We start from the raw sequence: 22700 nt of genomic DNA on the forward strand, positions 1-22700 counted from the left end.
GGAGGGGTGGACTTGAATTTACTTGAGAAACTAAAAAAAGAAACACTTGTTGGAGACGGGGCTATGGGGACGCTTTTGTATGAGCAAGGGATCGATCAATGCTTTGAAGAAGTCAATATAACTGACCCGAATCGAATCATTGACGCCCACCGTGCTTATGTTGAAGCTGGAGCAAATGTAATTCAAACTAATACGTATGCCGCAAATCGTTTAAAAATGGATAAATACGGTTTAGCAAAGCGGATAACAGAAATAAACCGTTCAGCTGTTTATTTGGCAAGACAGGCAGCAGAGAAAAAAGCTTATGTTGTCGGAACTGTTGGTGGGATTCGTCGGTTTCAAATGGAAGAAGAAAATTTACGTGAGGTCGAATGTGCTTTTTCAGAACAAATGAATGTCTTGCTTGAAGAAGGGGTAGATGGTTTACTCCTAGAAACATTCTATGACTTAGAAGAAGCGAAAATGGCTGTTGGCCTTGCTCGGAAGTTAACAAACTTGCCAATAATCGCCAATGTGTCACTTGGAGAAGTTGGTGTGTTAAACGGAGCAATACCTGTTTCAGATGCATTTTCACAATTAGCAGCAGTCGGCGCAGATGTCGTTGGCTTGAATTGCCGAATGGGGCCATTTCATATGCTTCGCTCTTTTGAGTCGGTACCTTTAATGGACCAAGCCTATTTTTCTGCATATCCAAATGCGAGTCTACCAGACTACCGCGATGGTCGTTTTTTCTATCAATCTAATCCGGACTATTTTACTGATATGGGTGAAAAATTTATTAATCAGGGAGTTCGACTACTTGGTGGATGCTGTGGAACAACGCCTGCTCATATACGGGCATTTTCTGACGTGGCAAAGAGAACAAAGTTAGTTGAAGAAAAAGTCGTTCGACCGATTACCGTGCAAGGGAGACAAATGATTCAAGTCCAACGTAAGCGTAAGCCTCTTCCTGAACTCGTAAAAACACGTAAATCAGTCATTGTTGAATTAGATCCGCCGAAGAAGTTAAATACAAACAAGTTTATGCTTGGAGCCAAAGCGTTAAAAGATGCTGGTGTGGATGCAATTACGATGGCAGACAACTCTTTAGCCTCTCCTCGAGTTGATAATCTTGCTTTGGGCGCTATGGTTAAGGATCAAATTGGCGCTCGTCCACTTGTTCACATTACATGTCGCGACCGAAATATGATAGGGTTGCAATCACATTTAATGGGACTACATGCTTTAGGAATTGATGATGTTCTTGCCATTACTGGAGATCCAACTAAAATTGGAGACTTTCCAGGCGCAACGTCCGTCTATGATGTTTCATCCTTCCAGCTTATTTCAATGATTAAGCAACTAAATGAAGGTATTTCATTTTCAGGCAAAGAACTCGGTCAAAAAGCGAATTTCTCAATTGCAGCAGCATTTAATCCGAATGTGAGACATCTAGACCGAGCCGTTCAGCGTATGGAGAAAAAGATTGAAAGTGGCGCTGATTACTTTATGACTCAACCGATTTATAGTCAAGAACAGATTGAAGCGCTCTACCATGAAACAAAACATATTGATAAACCAATTTATATTGGAATCATGCCACTAACAGGAACTCGAAATGCCGAATTCCTTCATAATGAAGTGCCAGGGATTAAGTTAACTGATTCGATTCGTCAAGTAATGGCAGCATGTGGCGACGACCAAAAGGCAGCGACAAAAGAAGGTATACAAATTGCTAAGTCTTTAATTGATACAACGTTAGAATATTTTAATGGAGTTTATTTAATTACCCCATTCTTGCGCTATGAGATGACAGTTGAACTAACCCACTATATTGAATCAAAGGAATTACAAAAAAAGTAAGTGGAAACAAATAACAAGGGCTTTTGACAGTGCATCTTTTCAAAAAGCCTAGTTTTGTTTCTTCTCATAGGGTACGATTAAGATAGTGGAACGGAAGAAGAAGGGACGGAAAATATGTCAAAGTCTTTATTTGAAACTCAACTAGAAAAGAAGATTATTGTGATGGACGGAGCAATGGGAACAATGCTCCAACAAGCTAATTTAACAGCTGATGATTTTGGCGGAGAAGAGTATGAAGGGTGTAACGAATATCTAAATGAAACGGCTCCGCACGTAATTGAAAACATTCACCGTGCCTATCTTGAAGCAGGTGCGGATATTGTTGCTACAAACACCTTTGGTTCTACAAACATTGTTCTAGATGATTACGACCTCGGTCATAAAGCAGAGGAACTAAGCCGATTGGCTGTAGAAATTGCCCGTAAGGTGACTGATGAATTTTCAACACCTGAATGGCCGCGCTTTGTTGCTGGTGCTATGGGTCCGACGACGAAATCATTATCCGTTACCGGTGGAGCGACTTTTGAACAATTGATAGATTCTTATCATGAGCAGGCTCGAGGTATGATTAAAGGAGGAGTGGATGTTCTTCTTCTTGAAACGAGTCAGGATATGCGTAATGTAAAAGCGGGATATATTGGGATTCAACGTGCCTCGGAGGAAATGAATGTAAAATTACCATTAATTGTGTCAGGAACAATTGAACCGATGGGAACCACACTGGCTGGGCAAAACATTGAAGCCTTTTATTTATCGCTTGAGCATATGAAACCGACCGTTGTAGGGTTAAACTGTGCGACAGGTCCAGAATTCATGCGTGACCATATTCGTTCTTTATCTGAACTTGCGACGACATATGTTCACTGTTATCCAAACGCTGGTTTACCTGATGAAGAAGGAAATTATCACGAGTCTCCAGATTCATTAGCGAAAAAACTGATGGCATTTGCAGAAAAGGGTTGGTTAAACCTAGTTGGTGGCTGTTGTGGGACAACCCCTGAACACATTAAAGTTATCGTTGAGCGAGTAAAGGATTATGACCCAAGATGCATTAATGCCGACCATCCGCATGCGGTTTCGGGTATTGAACCACTCATTTATGATGATAGCATGCGTCCACTTTTCGTCGGAGAACGGACAAATGTTATCGGCTCAAGAAAGTTTAAGCGGTTGATTGCGGAAGGTAAATTTGAAGAAGCATCTGAAATTGCAAGAGGACAAGTGAAGCGTGGAGCCCATGTGATTGATGTCTGTTTAGCAGACCCTGACCGTGAAGAAATTGAAGACGTAGAGGAATTTCTCCACTATGTCGTTAACAAAGTAAAGGTACCCCTGATGATCGATTCAACGGATGAGAAGGTCATTGAAAAAGCACTTACTTTTTCTCAAGGAAAGGCCATTATTAATTCCATTAACCTTGAGGATGGAGAAGAACGGTTTGAAGCCGTTATCCCGATCGTCAAGCGCTACGGAGCAGCAGTGGTCGTTGGAACAATTGATGAGGAAGGGATGGCTGTTTCAGCAGAACGGAAATTAGAGGTTGCCATTCGTTCTCATGATTTGCTTGTTAATAAATATGGATTAAATCCAAAGGATATTATTTTTGATCCCCTTGTTTTTCCTGTTGGAACGGGGGACGCACAATATATTGGTTCAGCAAATGCGACAGTTGAAGGAATTCGTCTCATTAAAGAGGCGCTACCAGATTGTTTAACCATTCTAGGAGTTAGTAATGTTTCATTTGGTCTTCCTCCAGTTGGACGCGAAGTTCTAAATGCGGTGTACTTATATCACTGTACTCAAGCAGGCCTTGATTACGCAATTGTTAATACAGAAAAGCTTGAACGTTATGCTTCGATACCGGATGCTGAGAAGGAAATGTCGACAAAACTATTATTTGAAACAACAGATGAAAACTTAGCTGAGTTTACAGCGTTTTATCGAGTGAAAAAGGTCGAGAAAAAAATTGAAATATCGAACTTAACATTGGAAGAACGTCTTGCTTCTTACATTGTTGAAGGGTCTAAAGAAGGGCTTATCACTGATTTAGATAAGGCGCTAGCCACATATGAGGATCCACTTGATATTATTAATGGTCCACTTATGACAGGAATGGATGAGGTTGGGAAACTTTTCAATAATAACGAGTTAATTGTTGCTGAAGTTTTGCAAAGCGCTGAGGTGATGAAGGCGTCAGTTGCTCATTTAGAGCCTCACATGGAAAAGAAAGAAGATGACAATGGAAAAGGGAAAATCCTTTTGGCTACTGTTAAAGGCGATGTTCATGACATTGGTAAAAACCTTGTTGAAATTATTTTAGGTAATAACGGATTTAAAATTGTTAATCTAGGTATTAAAGTCACGTCAAATGAAATTATTGAAGCGATAAATAGAGAGAATCCAATGGCAATTGGTTTATCTGGTTTACTTGTGAAATCTGCTCAGCAAATGGTATTAACCGCTCAAGATTTAAAACAACAGCAAATCTCGATTCCAATTTTAGTTGGAGGTGCAGCCTTAACGAGAAAGTTCACCAATACCAAAATAGCCGCTGAATATGATGGTCTTGTTCTTTACGCGAAGGATGCAATGAATGGTCTAGACCTTGCAAACCGCATTATTAAACCAGGGGAGCGAGAGAAAATTGCAACTGAGCTTAAAGAAGCAAGCGTTCGTCGGGATGAATTGAAAGCTGAAAAGCCGAAGCAAGAAGAAGTGGTCGAAGTACCGAGTCGATCTAATGTCTCTCTTGAGGTTCCAGTCGAAGTGCCAACTGATGTAGAGCCGCATATTTTAAGGGATTATAAGCTTTCCCATTTAGAACCTTATATTAATATGCAGATGCTCCTTGGAAAGCATCTTGGTTTACAAGGAAAAGTAAGTCGTTTATTGGCAGAAGAAGACGAGAGAGCTTTAGACTTAAAAGATAAAGTAGATACTGTCATAGCTAGAGCGAAAAAGGAACAACTTATTCAAGCGCATGGAATGTATCAATTCTTCCCAGCACAGTCTGAGGGAAATGATGTGTTAATTTACCATCCAGAAAATCAACAAGAAGTCATTGAACGTTTTTCCTTCCCGCGTCAGCAGCATGAACCTTTTTTATGTTTAGCTGATTACTTACGACCGGTATCTAGTGGGGAGATGGACTATGTTGGGTTTTTAGCAGTCACAGCCGGACAAGGAATTAGAGAAATGGCTGAGAAAGCGAAAAATGATGGGGACTACTTATTCAGCCACCTCATTCAAGCAACAGCTCTTGAAACCGCAGAAGGATTTGCTGAGCGTGTCCATCAGCAAATGCGAGATCGATGGGGATTCCCCGATTCTGCAGACTTTACGATGGAACAACGATTTGCAGCAAAATACAAAGGGGTCCGTGTTTCATTTGGATACCCTGCATGTCCAAATCTAGAAGACCAAGAAAAGCTATTTAAACTATTAAAGCCTGAAAAAATTGGCATCCAATTAACAGAGGGCTTTATGATGGAACCGGAAGCATCAGTTACTGCGATGGTTTTTGCTCACCCAGAAGGCAGATATTTTAATGTGTTATAGAAGATGTAAGTAACCACAACGAAAGCCGAGCGGTCTGTGCTCGGCTTTTTTGGTGTCTACTTTCCATGGGAGAAGAGAAGTTTTTTTTCCAACTTTGTATAAAAAAAGGTCTCAAACAAACACTATCCCTATCAATCATGATTGTTTAGTCATGAAACAGATTAGCATATAAGGAGGTAACGAACAGCATGAAAAAAAATCTGTCTAACAAACTTCCTCTTGTCATGATTATGGCTTCCCTTTGCATAATCCTTTCATTTGCGACGCCTTCACATGCTTTTAGTGATCAGGTAATTCAACAAGGGGCGACAGGCGATGATGTTGTAGAGCTTCAATCAAGACTTCAATATATTGGATTTTACAATAAAAAAATTGACGGGGTTTACGGTTGGAGCACATATTGGGCAGTACGGAACTATCAAAATGAGTTTGGAATAGAGGTTGATGGTCTTGTAGGACCTCAGATGAAGGATATGTTATCACGTTCAACTGATTATGATGAAGCTTTTGTTTTAAAAGCATTAAATGAAGGACGTTCTTTTACTCATTACGGAAAAACGCCCAAGAGTATACAAAAGGGACCACAAGGAAGTGCCAAAAAGCAAGGAGGAGGATCAGTAGCGCAACAACCGCAGCCTGGACAACAAGGTGGAGGAGAGACGGCACAGCAACCACCACAGGAACAAGGAGGAGAGGTAGCGCAGCAACCACCGGCTGAACAACCAGTACCATATGACGAGGAGCCAGAAGCGCAGGATAACGAGGCAAACATCGAAAAAGCGACAAACGTTCCAGCAGGGTATTCAGACAATGACATTCAAATAATGGCCCAGGCAGTTTATGGCGAAGCGCGAGGAGAATCATATGTAGGTCAAGTCGCGATTGCAGCGGTCATTATTAACAGATTAAATAGTCCAACATTTCCCAATACCGTGTCTGGCGTTATTTTTGAACCACGTGCGTTTACAGCCGTAGCTGATGGACAGATTTACATGCAGCCAAATGAAACTGCGCGTCGTGCAGTAGTAGATGCACTAAATGGTCAGGATCCGACCGGTAATGCATTATATTATTTTAATCCGGATACGGCGACATCTGGATGGATTTGGTCAAGACCACAAATTAAGCGAATCGGAAAACATATTTTCTGTCATTAATAATTCCGGAGGTGATACATGTGATTCGTAATATAATTATTGGTTTACTTGCCGTAGCTGTTATTGCAACAGGATATTGGGGATTTCAAGAGCAAGAAGAGAAACAAACACTAATGTTAAGTACAGAAAGTAATTATCAAAGAGCTTTTCATGAGTTAGCGTATCATATTGATCAAATTGAAGATAATTTAGGTGGAACCCTTGCAATGAATTCTAGAAGTCAGCTGAGTCCGGCCTTAGCAGAAGCGTGGCGAGTAACAAGCTTAGCACAGGAAGATTTAGGTCAGCTTCCTTTAAATTCACTTGAATTAGGGAAAACAGAAGAATTTCTATATAAGTTAGGTAAGTTTTCATATAAGACGTCAGTTCGTGATTTGGATAAAGAGCCACTAAACGATAAAGAATACAAAACTCTGGAACAATTATATGGCTATTCAAAAGAAATTCGAGATGAAGTTAGAAAGGCACAAGCATACATGCTAAGTAACGGTATGCGTTGGGTTGATATCGAGAAAGAAATAGCTGCTCAAAATCAGCCTATGGATAATTTAATCACCGATAATTTTGAACTAATGAACCGTTCTGTGGAGGGTTTTAGCGAAGTGGACTGGGGAGCTGGGATGGCAGCTATCGACGATTTAAATGGCGAGTTGAAAAAAGCATTTAAGGATGGTAAAGAAATTAACGAGGTTGAAGCCGAGCAAATTGCAAGAGAATATCTAAACGTCAATGATAATGCCGTAGTAGAAGTTGCGGAGACTGGAAATGGGTTAGCCTATAAAGCGTATAGCATTGTAGTTGATGACCCTGAACACGATACAAACTACTATATGGACATGAGCGTCCAAGGTGGTCATCCAATTTGGTTTTTGCAAAACCGTCAAGTCAAAGAACAAGCGATCAGCTTGAATGAAGCGTTAGAAAAAGCCCAGGTTTTTTTAGAGGAACATGATAAAAACAATATGCAGTTAGTAAACAGTAAACAATATGATTCAATTGGTAGCTTTGAATTTGTTCATTTAGAAGGAAACGTTCGTGCCTATACAGATTTAATTAATGTTGAGGTTGCTTTAGATGATGGTGATATTGTTAGTTATGAAGCAAAGAACTACATCATTAACCATAAAAAACGAGAGATACCAGAACCCAATTTAACGATTGAGGAAGCACGTGAAAAGTTAAATCCACGGCTTGAGGTTATGGAGGATCATCTAGCGCTAACCGAAAATAACTTAGGGGAAGAAGTATTATGTTATGAGTTCATTGGCGTAATAAAAGATGATACGTTCCAAGTCTTTATCAACGCAGAGGACGGTAGTGAAGTTCGTGTGGATCGGCTTGATCAAGCACAACCTGTTTACAATTTTTCGTGATTTTCTTAAGAAGAAGCATTTGCTGCTTCTTCTTTTTCTTGATTCATGAGATAATAGACCCAAATTAACTAATTTTAGTGAATGTTTGTATGGGGAGGAAAAGCGGAAGTGATTGATATTGGGTCGACCATCTTCTTAGAGCTACAAGAATTCAAAGAGGGAGAATCAAAAGTCCTTAACCTTCGTTGTCGATTAGTGGATCAAACGACGAAAAGCTTCGTCATTGATTACCCTATTAATCAAGTTACGAATAAGCCAAATTTCTTTTTTGATGGTACTCAATTTCGTGCGTGGTTTATTGGTAAGGATGGGGCAATGTATGCGTTTGATACGGAAATAACGGGAAGAAAAAAAGGCAATATACCAGTGTTGTTGCTTAAAGACCCTGGAAAGGAAAATTATCAAAGAATTCAAAGGCGTAATTATGTTAGAGTCGAAACTTCAGCGGATGTGGCGGTTCATCCGATAAATAATGAATTTGCGCCTTTTACCTCGGTAACGCTCGATTTAAGCGGAGGGGGAAGTGCAGTCATGATCCCAAATAACAACACATTACCAAGTAGAGGCGAAGTGATACTTTGGGTTGTTCTCCATATGCAGACAGGGCAAATTGAGTACGTCAAAGCAAAATGTAAAATAATTCGAGTCTATAAATCCCTAAAATCTGCAAGAGAACGAGTGTCACTTCAGTTCCTAGAAATTGGTGAACGAGACCGTCAAAAAATTATTAAATACTGTTTTGAGAGACAACTGGCTCTAAAGAGAAAAAAGTAATAAATACCCTTTTCTGTGTCAATTGTTAGACCGTCTATTAAGAGTGTGATAAAATGAATAATGAATAACTTGAAAAACTTGGGCTTTATTTGGGTGAAGTGAGTAACGTTTCCTTTATAAATTGACCTAGTTTCTAGTTGTTGATGTAATTGAGGTGTAAGGATGAATGCGATGAATATTGCTATTGATGGACCAGCAGGGGCTGGTAAAAGTACTGTTGCGAAGCTAGTAGCGGAGCGTCTTTCATTTTTATATATTGACACTGGTGCAATGTATCGGACGCTCACATATGCGGCTCTGCAGGAAAAAAGAAATTTAGCAGATGGTAAAGCTTTAAGAGAGCTATTAGATAAGCTTGATATTCGATTAGTTAATAAACAACAAGAAGAAACAACTGTTCTCTTGAATGGTCAAGATGTTTCACTAGTCATTCGGACAGCAGAGATTAATCAACATGTCTCTAAAGTAGCTAGTCATGAGCTTGTCCGAAACGAAATGGTAGAAAGACAACGGTTACTTGCTCAATCTGGGCCTGCTGTTTTAGACGGACGCGATATTGGAACTTGTGTACTACCAAATGCAGAACTAAAAGTTTTTTTGACTGCATCTGTCGAAGAAAGGGCTCTACGTCGCCATCAAGAGGAATTGAAGAAAGGATTACCTTCGAATCTTGATGTTTTAAAAAATGATATAGCGAGACGAGATCAGCTTGATTCTACAAGGGAGATTGCTCCTCTTAAGAAGGCGGATGATGCAATTGAAATTGATTCGACTACTCTATCAATTTCGGAAGTTGCAGAGTCGATCGTCAATCTTGTAAAGGAGCGAATTTCTTAAATGAATATATATCAAGTCGGACAAGGTTTATCTCGAATGTACCTTTCTACAATGTTTAAAGTTGAAGTGATTGGGAAAGAAAATATTCCTACTGAAGGTGGGGTGTTGCTATGTTGCAATCATATCAGCAATTTAGACCCACCTTTACTTGGAGCCTATATAAAGAGAAATATTCATTATATGGCAAAGCAGGAGCTATTTGAGAAGCCAATATTAAAGACCATCCTCCCTAAGGTTGGCGCATTTCCTGTTAGACGAGGAATGAGTGATAAGCAAGCGTTAAGAAATGGGATGAATATCTTAAAAGAAGGCGGCATGATTGGTCTTTTTCCTGAAGGAACAAGAAGTAAAAATGGAACATTGGGTAAAGGCTTAGCTGGAGCGGGTTTTTTCGCTTTAAGATCAGAAGCGCAAGTCTTACCGTGTGCGATAATTGGACCCTACAAACGGGGAGAAACATTAAAGTTAGTATATGGAAAACCGATTGATTTTCAATTAATCCGAGAAAAAAAGCTGTCAGCAGATGAGGCGACACAAATTATTATGAACGAGATTCAAACATTAATTGACTCACATTTGTAAGCAATAATCGTTAAATCTCTTTCACGTCGAGTGAAGGATGTTTATAAAAATTGTTAGCTACCGCGACTGTTCTGCGGGATTGAAGGAGGCAAAAGTCAATGGTCGAAGAAATGAACAATGAATTGGCAGGGATGAAGTCATTTTCTGTAGGGGACGTTGTTTCTGGAAAAGTAACAAAGGTCGAAGATAAACAGGCGTTTGTTGATGTTGGTTTTAAGGTGGATGGTATTGTTCCAATCAGCGAGTTATCAAGCCTACACATTGAGAAAGTTAGTGATGTTATTTCTGTCGGTGATGAATTAGAGTTAAAGGTTCTTAAAAGTGAAGACGATGAACTTGTTCTCTCAAAACGTGCAGTTCAAGCAGAGAAAGCCTGGGAAGAACTTCAGCAAACGTATGATTTAGGAAACATTATTGAAGCGGAAGTGGCTGATGTTGTAAAAGGTGGCCTTGTCGTTGATGTTGGTGTACGAGGCTTTATTCCTGCCTCTCTTGTAGAGCGTCATTTTGTTGAAGATTTTTCTAATTATAAAGGGAAAACATTACGTTTAAAGGTTACAGAACTTGATAAAGAAAATAATAAGTTGATTTTATCGCAGCGAGCTGTCCTTGATGAAGAGATTCTTCAACATAAAAAAGATATTCTTGATTCTCTCCAATCTGGGGATATTGTTGAAGGAACGGTACAACGGCTGACAACTTTTGGTGTGTTTGTTGATGTAGGCGGAGTTGACGGACTTGTACATATTTCTCAATTGGCGCATCACCGTGTAGACTCACCCTCAGAAATTGTTAAAGAAGGTGAAACGGTTAAGGTGAAGGTCTTATCTGTTGACACGGAAAGTGAACGGGTATCTTTATCAATAAAAGATACACTACCTGGACCATGGGAAGAAGTACAAGGTAAGATTCAAACTGGTGATGTCATTGAAGGTGTAGTAAGGCGACTAGTTTCATTTGGGGCGTTTATTGAAGTGGCGCCAGGTGTTGAAGGACTTGTACACATCTCACAAATAGCTAATCGTCACATCGGAACACCTTCAGAGGTTCTCTCGGAAGGGGAAAAGGTCGAAGCGAAAGTTCTTGATGTTAACGTTGCTGACAAGCGAATCTCTTTAAGTATTCGTGAGTTACTACAAGAAGATAATGGTGATGCCGATTATCAACAGTACGAAGCATCTAGAACTGATGAGCCAAAAGGTTTTTCACTCGGAGATATGATTGGTGACCAATTAAAAAAATACAAATAAAAGGTGATAAACGTGAGTCGAGCTGCAAGAAAATTGGACCATATTAACCATGCGTTAACAACTGGACAGCTGCGAACCCACGGCTTTGATGATATTCGTTTTGTTCATAATAGCGTACCTGAAATGAAGGTAGATCAAGTGAATATCTCGACAAGAATCGGCGAACTATTTTTAGGTTCGCCGATTTTTATCAATGCAATGACTGGTGGAGGCGGAAAGAAAACAGAAGACATTAATCGTCAACTCTCTGAAGTTGCATCCGTCTGTAAGATTGGATTAGCTGTTGGTTCGCAAATGTCTGCCATCAAGAACTCAGACCAAAAAGACTCTTTTAAAATTGCTCGCGCTGTAAATCCAAACGGGATCATTTTTGCTAATCTTGGAAGTGAAGCTACCGTTGAACAGGCGCAACGAGCTGTGACAATGCTAGAAGCAAATGCTTTACAAATACACCTTAATGTCATACAAGAATTGGTTATGCCTGAGGGAGATCGCGATTTTAAAGGAATGTTAAAAAGAATCGAGCGAATTGTTGCTGAAATAAATGTTCCTGTTATTGTGAAAGAAGTAGGCTACGGTATGAGTAAAGAAACCGCCAAGGTACTTACTGAAGTTGGAGTAAGTATTATAGATGTAGGAGGATTTGGTGGGACCAATTTTTCAAAAATAGAAAATGAACGTCGTGCTCGTTCATTATCATTTTTTAACGAATGGGGCATAAAAACAACAAGTTCAATAATTGAGGTATCCCAAAGTAGTGGAAGCTTACAAATTTTTGCTTCTGGGGGAATGCAGACAGGGTTGGACGTAGCCAAGGCTCTTGCGTTAGGAGCCTCCGCTGCAGGATTTGCTGGATATTTCTTGAAAATCCTTGTTGAAAAAGGTCAAGAAGCATTAATAGAAGAGATTGATTGCATTAAAGATGATATTCGCTTCATCATGACAGCACTCGGTACGGATACTATTAAAAAGCTCCAAGATGTGCCGCTTGTTATATCAGGAGATACACACCATTGGTGTAAACAACGGGGTCTGGAAATAGATGTGTATGGAAAAAGAATATTTTAAAAAGAACAGACTGTGAGGTGTGACTCAGCAGTCTGTTCTTTTTTATGAAATGATGGTTGTTTTTCTATGCAGTTCGTAACGAAACCTGGGTAAGAAGATCCACCAATGCTTTTAAGTATAGGGGAACTTCCTTCCCTTAGGTGCGTTGCTGCTTCCGTGCTTGTTTGGGACTTTGTAATTTTGCTGAACCGGGGTAGGTTAGGCTTTGATCGCGATCCCCTTCTAATTGATCTATCGCTTTTTGTTTCCTTTCTTGACGGTCTTTGCTCATGTTTTTCCCTCCTTTCGGTTTAGTATGTCGGTTCCTTGAAGGTTTATGATTCTAATGATTAGTTTTAGAGGAAAACGTCGATACTTATGAAGGAGGTGAAAGTATGGATGGGGTGTTAGCATACTGGTTAGGTTGGATGGCGTGGGTAATGGTCACATTTTTTGCGAAGAAGACTCGAAAACGTGTTGTTATCGCAGCAAACCTGCTTATCGTTCTTATTCTTTTATCCTTTGAACTTACAATTTTCGGGTATGATGTTAGCGGATCCTTTTTATTTTTAGGGGTTTGTTGCTGCTTTGAATTAGGACGAAAAAAGTGGTGGAGCTTAGTCTATTGTGGGGTAGTGGCGTGTATTATAGGGTCAGCGTATGCTTCTTTTTTATTAATTGTTATTTATGATCCTGTAATTGAATTAATGGACACGAGGTTAATGATTAGCGCCATAGTAGTATTGATTTCAATTCTGACCATTTCTGATTGGCGAAACCGCATCTTGTTCTCTATAGTAGGGTTGCTTCAAGGTGAGTGGATGTACGCGATGGTCGTAAAAGAGTTATTTAATAGTACTAAAATAGGAGGGGGCTATTTCTTTGATATCATTTCGGTAATGATGATGATTAGCGGAAGCGTTTGGTGCGTTCAAATGACCATACGAAAGCTTGCGAACTTTGTTCAGGAACGAAAGAAACCACCTATTATTGAAGCTTCTTAAAAATGGATTAAAAGTTTGAGGGTCGACAAGCACCTGAAGTTTTAGTAGAATAAATAAGTTATGATGGAAAGATTTGCACATAAAAGTGAACATAGAAAGGGTGTGACGATATGTCGAAGCCAATTATAGCGATCGTCGGACGTCCAAACGTAGGAAAGTCAACAATCTTTAATCGTATAGTCGGAGAACGCGTTGCCATCGTTGAAGATATGCCGGGTGTGACACGTGATCGTTTATATAGTAAAGGTGAATGGTTAAACAGAGAGTTTAATTTGATCGATACAGGTGGTATTGAGCTTGGAGATGAACCGCTTTTAGTCCAAATGCGCGAACAAGCTGAGCTTGCCATTGCAGAAGCAGATGTTATTGTTTTTCTTGTAAATGGTCGAGAAGGGATTACCTCGGCTGACCAAGAAGTAGCAAAACTTTTATTTCGTTCGAAAAAACCGATTGTGCTGGCTGTCAACAAAATTGATAATCCAGATATGCACGAACAATTGTACGAGTTTTATTCTTTGGGAATGGGACAGCCGTTTCCAATTTCAGGATCGCATGGACTAGGTTTAGGTGACATGTTAGATGAAGTCATCAAACATTTCCCTGATGAAGAAGAAGACGGTTATGATGAAGAAACAATCCGCATATCATTAATTGGACGACCGAATGTAGGGAAATCATCGCTTGTTAATGCAATGCTTGGAGAAGAAAGAGTGATTGTTAGTAATATTCCTGGAACGACACGAGATGCTATTGATACACCGTTTACTCGTGATGAACAAGAATATGTATTAATTGATACGGCAGGAATGAGAAAGCGCGGAAAAGTATATGAAAGTACGGAAAAATACAGCGTTTTACGCTCTTTGAAAGCAATCGAACGTTCCAATGTTGTACTTGTTGTTATTAGTGCTGACGAAGGTATTATTGAGCAAGATAAAAAAATCGCGGGATATGCACATGAAGCTGGTCGTGCCGTCATCATTGTCGTAAATAAATGGGATATCATCGAAAAGGATGATAATACGATGAAGGAATTTGAACAGAAAATTCGAGCTGAATTTTTATTTTTATCGTATGCACCTGTTTTATTTCTTTCTGCGAAAACAAAACAACGGCTTCAACATGTGTTACCTACTGTAAATCGAATTTCGGAGAATCACAATTTACGCGTCGCAACACATGTATTAAATGACATGATTATGGACGCGGTTGCCATGAACCCTACACCTACGGATAAAGGTAAGCGACTTAAAATTAATTATGTTACTCAAGTAGCTGTTGGTCCGCCAACATTTGTTTTCTTTGTCAATGAGCCGGAATTAATGCATTTTTCTTATGAGCGTTTTCTAGAAAATCGACTCCGGGCCACATTTGAATTTGAAGGGACACCAATTAAAATCTTTGCGCGTAAGAAAAACGACTAATACTCTGGGGGAAGAGAGGAGAGTACGATTTCAATGCTGCTAATTGGAACGCTGCTAATTGGATACCTTTTGGGTTCAATTAGTTTTAGTTACATCATTGCTAAAAAAATAAAAAAAGTTGATATTCGTCAGCATGGTAGTGGAAATGCAGGAGCAACCAATACACTAAGGGTGCTCGGTGTGGGTCCTGCAGTAACAGTACTAGTGCTCGATGTTCTCAAAGGAATTATAGCCGTCTGGATCGGGTTATGGCTAGCTCCAGATGGTAGTGGCTATATTCCTGCCTTAGCTGGTCTTGCAGCGATATTAGGTCATAATTGGCCCGTTTATTATGGGTTTCGTGGAGGGAAAGGCGTCGCAACGACAATAGGAGTGTTGACAAGTCTTGTTTTTTATCCTGCATTAATTGCGGGAGTGATTGCTATTATATGTATTATTATTACTAGGTTTGTTTCACTTGGGTCACTCTTATTTGTATTATTTACAGCGATAATTACAGTCGGCTTCCTGACAACATTTGGTTACCCTGAAAGCTATATTTACTTAACAATTATCGTTGCTATCCTATCTTTTTGGCGACATCGTACGAACATTAGACGATTGCTCTCAGGTTCTGAAAGCAAGGTTGGTCAGAAGAAACAAGCGTAAATTCACAGTAGATAATTACTAGAAGGAGCTGGTGATGTGTCAAAAGTAGCAGTGTTGGGAGCTGGGAGCTGGGGCACAGCCCTAGCCCTTGTTCTAGCAGATAATGGCCATGAGGTTCGTTTATGGGCAAGAAGAGAAGAGCAAATAAAGGAAATCAACGAACATCATACGAATACACAATATCTTCCTAATATTAGTCTTCCCCAAAACGTAGAAGGCTTTATTAATTTAGAAGACGCTGTTTATGATGTTGAAACGGTATTGTTGGTTGTACCTACGAAAGCTATTCGAAGAGCTGTTCAAGATTTACTACTTGCCTTAAAACAACCAGTGACAGTGGTTCATGCAAGTAAAGGGATAGAGCCTGGAACACATAAACGTATCTCTGAAATGATCGAAGAGGAATGTCAAGAATCACACCTAATAAAAGATGTAGTCGTTCTTTCAGGGCCAAGCCACGCTGAGGAAGTTAGCTTAAGACAGCCTACAACTGTAACGGTTTCTTCAAAAAAACAACTAGTAGCAGAGCGCGCGCAAGAATTATTTATTAATCAGCATTTTCGCGTGTATACGAATATGGATTTAATAGGCGTTGAAATTGGTGGAGCCTTAAAGAATACGATTGCTCTCGCCTGTGGATTAACGAACGGACTTGGTTTAGGTGATAATACGAAGGCGGCCATTATGACTAGGGGTCTCGCTGAAATTACTAGAGTCGGTGTGAAGTTAGGGGCCGATCCATTAACGTTTGCTGGTTTAAGTGGACTTGGTGATTTAATTGTAACTTGCACGAGTATCCATTCTAGAAATTGGCGAGCGGGTCAAATGATTGGTCAAGGTAAATCGTTAGAGGAAGTGCTTGACAATATGGGTATGGTTGTAGAAGGAATTAGAACGACCAAAGCCGCATATGAACTTGCGAAAAAATTAGAAGTGGATATGCCGATTACTGAAGCTCTACATGCCGTATTATTTGACGGCGTAATGCCACGTGATGCTGCTGAACAGTTAATGGGAAGAGTTCGTAAACACGAAGTTGAACCATTTCAAGTATTTTAGTATTTGGTTATAATCCAGTCGAAGCCGTGCACAAACTCCTTCGTTTCGCATACGATATGTTGAAACTATGAAAGAGGGAGGGCGTAACATGTTTGAAAAGAACGACAATATTATGGATCAACTTCAACAGAAAACAAATGTTAAACCAGATGAACTTTTTAAGCTTGCCAATTCAGTTAGTAATGCAAATTTAAAAGACGAAGCTACGGTAAGACAATTAATCAGACAAGTAGCGAAGCTTGCAAATAAGCCTGTTTCGAAGGAAAAGGAAAACCAAATTGTTCAAGCGATTATAAATAACAACATGCCAATGGACTTCGCTTCTCTTGCAAAAATGTTCAATAAAAAATAGGTTGAGATTTAGGCGGTTATCGAGTCGCAACTTGACCAATTTTGAATATACTTTATGGAACGAACATTAAAAATAGGGCTGAGCTTAACAAGGGGTTTTAGTCATAATTAGAGAAGAGTGCCCCGCTCTTCTCTAATAAAAATATACCCATAATTGGTTGCCCGAGCAGGTTGCTCGGCTTTTTCTATGTTGTTCAAGGGATGGACAAGCTTTTTTTCTTTTAAGGAAATCGCCTTGTGCTATAATTATATCGAATGATTGGAGGAATGTTGAATGTCTCAAGCAATGTTAAATATGTGGATATCCTTTATTGCATTAGCGTTAATGTTTGTATCAGCGGGGGCGGCGATTTTTAGCCGAACTAAATTAAAAGGGATTATTCAAAAAATCGTTCTAACGATTTCATTTGTATGTTTGATGGTTGCTGGAATTATAGTTTTTTTAATCGTTATAGGTGGACCAACGGCGTCATTATAGTAGTTAACTTTAAATAAGAAAGGCGAATGTCTCATGAATAAATGGTTTGTAACCATCTTACTTTTGATTGCTCTAACTATTGTAAGTGGTTGCTTTTATCCTGGTGAGCGTAGAGCTGAAAATCGGTTAGCTTATCCGGATCAGCTTCAGTCTGTTGAGCAGGCAGTTAACCAGTTTCAAGCTGACACAGGGGTTTTACCAATTAAGAATTTTGATGAGACAACCCCTACTTTTCAAAGATACGTTATTGACTTTAACCAATTAATCCCACGTTATTTGCAACAGCCTCCTGGTACAGCTTTTGAAAATGGAGGTGTTTTTCAGTATGTTCTTGTAAATGTCGAGGAAGCACCTGAAGTAAAGGTCCTTGATTTAACATCGATAAATCAAGTTCAACAATATCAGCAGCGTATAAACCAGTATATAAATCAACATACGTATTTGCCGATTGCTGAAACGATAGATGTGGGGTTGTTTAAACTTGAGCATGAAGCGTTAGGCTACCGGGAAGAGCCTTTAATAAGAAGTCCGTATTTTGATACGATGCTACCTTTATTGTATTCAGGTGATGGGGTGATAATTGATTATCGCATCGATTTGAATTTAGCACTTCAACAATTTGACCATTCCTTTGATAAAGGACAGGATCTTCGGCAAATTTTGGTGGAGAATTTTCCGATAGTGCCTGTGCGATCGGTTCCCTATACACTTGATGAACTGGGCGAGCCGACCTATAATGTACGTCTAAAATAAAAGGATTGTCATTTTTTTAAAAAAGATGGTCTAATGCTCTTTAACCTTTGATATACATATCAGAGGAAGGGGCATTTTTTGTTTTACCCCTTCTCGGTAATAGAAGAGAGCGTTTTAGAAAAGCAAATAGATGCTTCTTTCCAAAGAGTTGTCATATTTAATGGACAACATCATAGATATGATAGTGTCCAAGGTTTACGGAACTAAAGCGCATCTCAAATCTTTACTTGATCGGGAGGGGATCACGTGGAAAAAATTGATATTTTTAAAGATATCGCAGAAAGAACGGGTGGCGATATTTATCTAGGAGTGGTGGGTGCAGTACGCACAGGGAAGTCAACCTTCATTAAAAAATTTATGGAGCTCGTTGTACTCCCGAACATTGAAAATGAATCAGAGAAAGCTCGTGCCCAAGATGAGCTTCCTCAAAGTGCAGCAGGAAAAACGATTATGACAACGGAACCTAAATTTGTTCCGAATCAAGCGATTTCGATTCATGTGGATGACGGTTTAGATGTAAATATTCGTCTTGTTGATTGTGTTGGCTACGCTGTACCTGGTGCGAAAGGCTATGAAGATGAAAATGGTCCACGTATGATTAATACGCCTTGGTATGAAGAGCCGATTCCATTTCAAGAGGCTTCGGAAATCGGTACAAGAAAGGTCATTCAAGAGCATTCAACACTTGGTGTCCTTGTGACAACGGATGGTTCGATTGGAGAAATTCCTCGTTATGACTATGTTGATGCTGAAACTCGTGTTGTAGAAGAATTAAAAGAGGTTGGTAAACCTTTTATTATGGTTGTTAATAGCGTACGCCCGCATCATCCTGATACAGAAAAACTTCGTTCATCACTTGAAGCAGAGCATGATATTCCTGTTCTAGCAATGAGTATTGAAAGCATGACAGATGCAGACATTAATAATGTTTTAAGAGAAGTGCTGTTTGAATTCCCAGTACATGAAGTCAACGTCAATTTACCAAGCTGGGTAATGGTGCTAAAAGAAAATCATTGGCTACGCCAAAGCTATGAAGAGTCTGTTAGGGAAACGGTCAAAGATATTAAACGATTGCGCGATGTGGATCGTGTGGTTGGACATTTTTCGGAATATGAATTTATTGCAGATTCCAGACTTGCTGGGATTGAAATGGGCCATGGCATCGCAGAAATCGATCTCTTTGCTCCAGATGATCTCTATGACCAAGTTTTAAAAGAAGTCGTTGGTGTTGAAATTCGCGGGAAAGACCATCTCCTTCAACTTATGCAGGATTTTGCTCATGCAAAAGCAGAGTATGACCAAGTAGCAGATGCTCTGCGGATGGTGAAACAAACAGGATACGGTATTGCTGCACCGGCACTATCTGATATGAGTTTAGATGAGCCTGAAATTATTAGACAAGGTGCTCGATTTGGTGTCCGTTTAAAAGCTGTGGCTCCTTCGATTCATATGATTAAAGTGGATGTAGAATCAGAATTTGCACCAATAATCGGCACAGAGAAACAAAGCGAAGAGCTTGTACGATACTTAATGCAAGATTTTGAGGAAAATCCATTATCGATTTGGAATTCTGATATTTTCGGTCGTTCGTTAAATTCCATTGTTCGTGAAGGGATTTCAGCTAAACTTTCTCTAATGCCAGAAAATGCTCGCTATAAGCTGAAAGAAACGTTAGAACGTATCATTAATGAAGGTTCAGGCGGACTTATTGCGATTATTCTATAAGAGCGCGTTTCAAGAAGTATATTTAATTATAGTGTCCGTTCAAAAAAGAGAAAATCATCTCTTTCTTAACAGCCACTATAAGTTAATTCATATTTACAAGGGGTGTGACATAAGGTCTTTTTTGACCTTATGTCACACCCCTTAAGCAATGTGCGGAGTCGCTCCTCTTTTTAATAGCCTTCCGAGGAGCCTGTCATATCCTTTTATGCTTTTGAGACAGCCCTTTTGCTTTTGACTGTGACAGTATGCTAAGCTTTTAACAAGTCATTCATTTGGTTATCCTAAGATAATCAGTTACTTTGGATGAGTGGAGGTCAAGCATGAACACAGTGAATTATGATAAAATTCAAGTAGCAGTAAAAATGATTTTAGAAGCAATAGGAGAAGATCCAAATCGAGAAGGATTATTAGATACTCCAAAACGTGTTGCAAAAATGTATGCAGAAGTATTTCAAGGATTACACGAAGATCCAAAGGAACATTTTGCGACTGTTTTTGGGGAGGAGCACGAAGAGCTAGTTTTAGTCAAAGATATCCCGTTTTACTCTATGTGTGAGCATCATCTTGTTCCATTTTTTGGACAGGCTCATGTTGGATATATTCCAAAAGGGGGCAAGGTGACAGGGCTTAGCAAATTGGCACGCGCTGTTGAGGCTGTGGCACGTCGTCCACAACTTCAGGAGCGGATAACATCAACAATTGCAGACTCACTTGTTGAAACATTAAATCCTCATGGAGTGATTGTTGTTGTTTCCGCTGAGCATATGTGTATGACAATGAGAGGGGTAAAGAAGCCTGGTGCGAAAACAATAACCTCTGCTGTTAGGGGAAGTTTTAGTAAAGATGCAGCGGCTAGAGCAGAAGTATTATCATTTATACAAGGTTGATGAGTGAAGGAGAGATGAGAATGAGTAGTCAGAATGATTTTTTCGTCATCAAGGCGAAAGAAAATGGAGTTAATGTCATTGGGCTTACCCGGGGATCGGATACAAGGTTCCACCATTCTGAAAAGCTAGATAAAGGGGAAGTTATGATTGCGCAGTTTACTGAACACACTTCTGCTGTAAAAGTAAGAGGGAAAGCGATAATTCAGACCAGTCATGGTACAGTTGATACAGAGGAATAATGAAGGTACGGGGGTGTCTGGATAGTTGTTAACAACTATCCAGACACCCCTGATTAGAGAAAACAAATGATATTGAACTTTATTTAGTCGAACTTTTCAATTTATGCTATAATAGTATGCGACTTATGTCTAAATCTACGGAATAAGACGACAACAACGAAGTGTGCGATGTGGAGGACGTAATTATGGTAAGAATGAATCAATTTAACGATAAGGTGTTAGAAGTAAAGAAGAGCTTCTATAACTTAATAAAGCATCCATATTTACAAAAATACATAGCAGAGCCAAAAGTGGATGAGGATAAACTTCATTTTTTGTATGCGATGCTTGGTGATAGGTTACCGAAAAAGGATATAAAGGTTTTTTCCCTAGCTGCATTGCTCGTTTACGCTGCTCTTGATGTGCATGAATCAGTCTCCCTCCACAAAATCGATACAGATTCTGTTCGGAAAAATAGACAATTAACCGTACTTGCTGGTGATTATTATAGTAGCTTATATTATTATTTACTTGCAGAGGGCGACTATATACCAATGATTCGCGTATATAGTCATTCAATACAACAAATAAATGAGTTAAAAATGAATGTGTATGAAAAAAGTAGCTTGAGTTATGATGAAACTCAGGAACATGTTACGACGATTGAATCGATATTGATGCAAAACATTGCAGAGCACTACAAGTTGCCAGTTTGGAAAGAAGTGTTGAAGGACTTCTTTTATTTGAAACGTCTCCTTTTTGAAAAAAATGAATGGATTGAAGGTCGTAAGCTACCGATTATTCATTCAATCATTCGTGAGACAAGTCATGTGGATGATGTACTCGAATACTGTGAAGAGAAAATCGAGCATGTAAAGGACCGTCTTTTAAAAACAGGAAGAGATCTTAACATCTTTGAAGGTTTTCTCATTGAGCACGTTGACAGACTAATTGGTTCATCAGCCTACAAAGAAAAAGTTGCCGAAGAAGGGTGAATCCTATGAGTCAATCTAAAGAAGAACGAGTTCATCAGGTGTTTGAATCAATTTATAAAAAATATGATCTCATGAATTCAGTTATTAGTTTCCAAAGACATAAAGCATGGCGTAAAAATACGATGAAGCGTATGAACGTCGAAAAGGGTAGTAGGGCGTTAGATGTCTGTTGTGGCACGGCAGATTGGACGATTGCTCTAGCTGAAGCTACAGGACCAACAGGAAAGATAGATGGTCTAGACTTTAGTCAAAATATGCTCTCTATTGGCCAAGAGAAAGTAGAAGAAAAGCAATTAAACCATGTGACTTTAACGCATGGTAATGCGATGGACTTGCCTTACCAAGATAATTCATTTGATTTTGTCACGATTGGCTTTGGTCTTCGGAATGTTCCTGACTATATGCAGGCTTTGAACGAAATGTATCGCGTGGTTAAACCTGGAGGCATGGTTGTTTGTCTTGAAACTTCACAACCGACAATCCCTGTCTTTAAACAATTGTACTTCTTTTATTTTCGTCGAGTGATGCCTGTATTTGGAAAACTATTTGCGAAGAGTTATGATGAATATTCGTGGTTACAAGAATCAACGATGTCATTTCCAAATCGTGAAAAACTAGCAGAGATGTTTAAGAAAACTGGCTTTTCAAATGTCGAGGTAAAGACGTATTCTGGCGGTGTTGCTGCGATGCATTTAGGGATTAAACCTTAAAAATAGGAGTAGTAGAATTGGAGCAGAT

22 protein-coding genes are annotated in these 22700 nt (G+C 39.4%); 21 read left to right on the forward strand and 1 reads right to left on the reverse strand.

From position 1 onward, the window contains the following. The first annotated feature begins 12 nt into the window (after positions 1-12). The 9 genes from CEF19_RS17165 (at position 13) to fni (ending at position 12441) form a co-directional block, all read left to right on the forward strand. On the forward strand, positions 13-1842 hold the full coding sequence (locus tag CEF19_RS17165) for a bifunctional homocysteine S-methyltransferase/methylenetetrahydrofolate reductase (RefSeq protein WP_100407186.1): 1830 nt from the start codon (positions 13-15) through the stop codon (positions 1840-1842). Positions 1843-1956: 114 nt separating this feature from the next. Further along, on the forward strand, positions 1957-5400 hold the full coding sequence (metH, locus tag CEF19_RS17170) for a methionine synthase (protein WP_100407187.1): 3444 nt from the start codon (positions 1957-1959) through the stop codon (positions 5398-5400). 224 nt (positions 5401-5624) lie between these two features. Next, entirely contained in the window at positions 5625-6557 is a 933-nt protein-coding gene (sleB, locus tag CEF19_RS17175; protein WP_406565394.1) for a spore cortex-lytic enzyme, read from the forward strand. Positions 6558-6577: 20 nt separating this feature from the next. Next, entirely contained in the window at positions 6578-7930 is a 1353-nt protein-coding gene (ypeB, locus tag CEF19_RS17180; RefSeq protein WP_100407188.1) for a germination protein YpeB, read from the forward strand. Positions 7931-8038: 108 nt separating this feature from the next. Continuing rightward, positions 8039-8704 (forward strand): flagellar brake protein, encoded by a 666-nt coding sequence (locus CEF19_RS17185; protein WP_100407189.1) that lies wholly within the window; start codon positions 8039-8041, stop codon positions 8702-8704. Between the two features lie 162 nt (positions 8705-8866). Continuing rightward, complete coding sequence (gene cmk / locus CEF19_RS17190; protein WP_100407190.1) at positions 8867-9541, forward strand: (d)CMP kinase; 675 nt, start codon at positions 8867-8869, stop codon at positions 9539-9541. Then, the gene (locus CEF19_RS17195) at positions 9542-10123 is read left to right on the forward strand and encodes a lysophospholipid acyltransferase family protein (RefSeq protein WP_100407191.1); all 582 of its coding nucleotides are present in this window, start codon (positions 9542-9544) and stop codon (positions 10121-10123) included. Between the two features lie 98 nt (positions 10124-10221). Beyond that, positions 10222-11373: a 30S ribosomal protein S1 gene (rpsA, locus tag CEF19_RS17200; protein WP_100407192.1), complete on the forward strand. Its 1152-nt coding sequence runs from the start codon at positions 10222-10224 to the stop codon at positions 11371-11373. A 12-nt stretch (positions 11374-11385) separates the two neighbouring features. Next, positions 11386-12441 (forward strand): type 2 isopentenyl-diphosphate Delta-isomerase, encoded by a 1056-nt coding sequence (gene fni / locus CEF19_RS17205; protein WP_100407193.1) that lies wholly within the window; start codon positions 11386-11388, stop codon positions 12439-12441. 136 nt (positions 12442-12577) lie between these two features. Here fni and CEF19_RS17210 read toward each other — a convergent pair whose 3' ends face one another. Beyond that, a complete protein-coding gene (locus CEF19_RS17210) occupies positions 12578-12712 on the reverse strand; it encodes a YpzI family protein (RefSeq protein ID WP_100407194.1) in 135 nt (44 codons plus the stop codon). A 103-nt stretch (positions 12713-12815) separates the two neighbouring features. Here CEF19_RS17210 and CEF19_RS17215 point away from each other — a divergent pair, with 103 nt between their 5' ends. The 12 genes from CEF19_RS17215 (at position 12816) to CEF19_RS17270 (ending at position 22672) form a co-directional block, all read left to right on the forward strand. Next, entirely contained in the window at positions 12816-13424 is a 609-nt protein-coding gene (locus CEF19_RS17215) for a YphA family membrane protein (RefSeq protein WP_100407195.1), read from the forward strand. A 110-nt stretch (positions 13425-13534) separates the two neighbouring features. After that, positions 13535-14848: a ribosome biogenesis GTPase Der gene (gene der / locus CEF19_RS17220; protein WP_100407196.1), complete on the forward strand. Its 1314-nt coding sequence runs from the start codon at positions 13535-13537 to the stop codon at positions 14846-14848. Between the two features lie 33 nt (positions 14849-14881). After that, on the forward strand, positions 14882-15496 hold the full coding sequence (gene plsY, locus CEF19_RS17225) for a glycerol-3-phosphate 1-O-acyltransferase PlsY (protein ID WP_100407197.1): 615 nt from the start codon (positions 14882-14884) through the stop codon (positions 15494-15496). Between the two features lie 36 nt (positions 15497-15532). Continuing rightward, positions 15533-16555 (forward strand): NAD(P)H-dependent glycerol-3-phosphate dehydrogenase, encoded by a 1023-nt coding sequence (locus tag CEF19_RS17230; RefSeq protein WP_100407198.1) that lies wholly within the window; start codon positions 15533-15535, stop codon positions 16553-16555. 88 nt (positions 16556-16643) lie between these two features. Next, positions 16644-16907: a stage VI sporulation protein F gene (locus CEF19_RS17235; protein WP_100407199.1), complete on the forward strand. Its 264-nt coding sequence runs from the start codon at positions 16644-16646 to the stop codon at positions 16905-16907. Positions 16908-17180: 273 nt separating this feature from the next. Next, positions 17181-17384: a DUF2768 domain-containing protein gene (locus CEF19_RS17240; protein WP_100407200.1), complete on the forward strand. Its 204-nt coding sequence runs from the start codon at positions 17181-17183 to the stop codon at positions 17382-17384. Between the two features lie 33 nt (positions 17385-17417). Continuing rightward, positions 17418-18137, forward strand: coding sequence for a hypothetical protein (locus CEF19_RS17245; protein WP_100407201.1), 720 nt, complete (start codon positions 17418-17420; stop codon positions 18135-18137). A 246-nt stretch (positions 18138-18383) separates the two neighbouring features. Then, positions 18384-19862 carry a stage IV sporulation protein A gene (gene spoIVA, locus CEF19_RS17250; protein ID WP_100407202.1) on the forward strand — a complete coding sequence of 493 codons (1479 nt, stop codon included), beginning with the start codon at positions 18384-18386 and terminating at the stop codon, positions 19860-19862. Positions 19863-20182: 320 nt separating this feature from the next. Further along, positions 20183-20749 carry a GTP cyclohydrolase I FolE gene (gene folE, locus CEF19_RS17255; RefSeq protein ID WP_100407203.1) on the forward strand — a complete coding sequence of 189 codons (567 nt, stop codon included), beginning with the start codon at positions 20183-20185 and terminating at the stop codon, positions 20747-20749. A gap of 20 nt (positions 20750-20769) precedes the next feature. After that, on the forward strand, positions 20770-20988 hold the full coding sequence (mtrB, locus tag CEF19_RS17260; protein ID WP_100407204.1) for a trp RNA-binding attenuation protein MtrB: 219 nt from the start codon (positions 20770-20772) through the stop codon (positions 20986-20988). A gap of 185 nt (positions 20989-21173) precedes the next feature. Beyond that, positions 21174-21962 (forward strand): heptaprenyl diphosphate synthase component 1, encoded by a 789-nt coding sequence (locus CEF19_RS17265; protein ID WP_100407205.1) that lies wholly within the window; start codon positions 21174-21176, stop codon positions 21960-21962. Positions 21963-21967: 5 nt separating this feature from the next. Continuing rightward, entirely contained in the window at positions 21968-22672 is a 705-nt protein-coding gene (locus CEF19_RS17270; RefSeq protein ID WP_100407206.1) for a demethylmenaquinone methyltransferase, read from the forward strand. The last annotated feature ends 28 nt before the right edge of the window (positions 22673-22700 follow it).

The sequence above is a fragment of the Bacillus solitudinis genome (assembly GCF_002797395.1).
In the GTDB taxonomy this organism is placed as follows: Bacteria; Bacillota; Bacilli; order Bacillales; family Bacillaceae_D; genus Halalkalibacter_A; species Halalkalibacter_A solitudinis.

Coding starts and splice junctions, on each gene's coding strand:
- folE (WP_100407203.1), top strand. CDS start 20,183: ATGAACACAGTGAATTATGATAAAATTCAAGTAGCAGTAAAAATGATT.
- CEF19_RS17240 (WP_100407200.1), top strand. CDS start 17,181: ATGTCTCAAGCAATGTTAAATATGTGGATATCCTTTATTGCATTAGCG.
- CEF19_RS17265 (WP_100407205.1), top strand. CDS start 21,174: ATGGTAAGAATGAATCAATTTAACGATAAGGTGTTAGAAGTAAAGAAG.
- mtrB (WP_100407204.1), top strand. CDS start 20,770: ATGAGTAGTCAGAATGATTTTTTCGTCATCAAGGCGAAAGAAAATGGA.
- metH (WP_100407187.1), top strand. CDS start 1,957: ATGTCAAAGTCTTTATTTGAAACTCAACTAGAAAAGAAGATTATTGTG.
- CEF19_RS17245 (WP_100407201.1), top strand. CDS start 17,418: ATGAATAAATGGTTTGTAACCATCTTACTTTTGATTGCTCTAACTATT.
- der (WP_100407196.1), top strand. CDS start 13,535: ATGTCGAAGCCAATTATAGCGATCGTCGGACGTCCAAACGTAGGAAAG.
- CEF19_RS17270 (WP_100407206.1), top strand. CDS start 21,968: ATGAGTCAATCTAAAGAAGAACGAGTTCATCAGGTGTTTGAATCAATT.
- CEF19_RS17210 (WP_100407194.1), bottom strand. CDS start 12,712: ATGAGCAAAGACCGTCAAGAAAGGAAACAAAAAGCGATAGATCAATTA.
- rpsA (WP_100407192.1), top strand. CDS start 10,222: ATGGTCGAAGAAATGAACAATGAATTGGCAGGGATGAAGTCATTTTCT.
- plsY (WP_100407197.1), top strand. CDS start 14,882: ATGCTGCTAATTGGAACGCTGCTAATTGGATACCTTTTGGGTTCAATT.
- sleB (WP_406565394.1), top strand. CDS start 5,625: ATGATTATGGCTTCCCTTTGCATAATCCTTTCATTTGCGACGCCTTCA.
- CEF19_RS17195 (WP_100407191.1), top strand. CDS start 9,542: ATGAATATATATCAAGTCGGACAAGGTTTATCTCGAATGTACCTTTCT.
- cmk (WP_100407190.1), top strand. CDS start 8,867: ATGAATGCGATGAATATTGCTATTGATGGACCAGCAGGGGCTGGTAAA.
- CEF19_RS17215 (WP_100407195.1), top strand. CDS start 12,816: ATGGATGGGGTGTTAGCATACTGGTTAGGTTGGATGGCGTGGGTAATG.
- CEF19_RS17235 (WP_100407199.1), top strand. CDS start 16,644: ATGTTTGAAAAGAACGACAATATTATGGATCAACTTCAACAGAAAACA.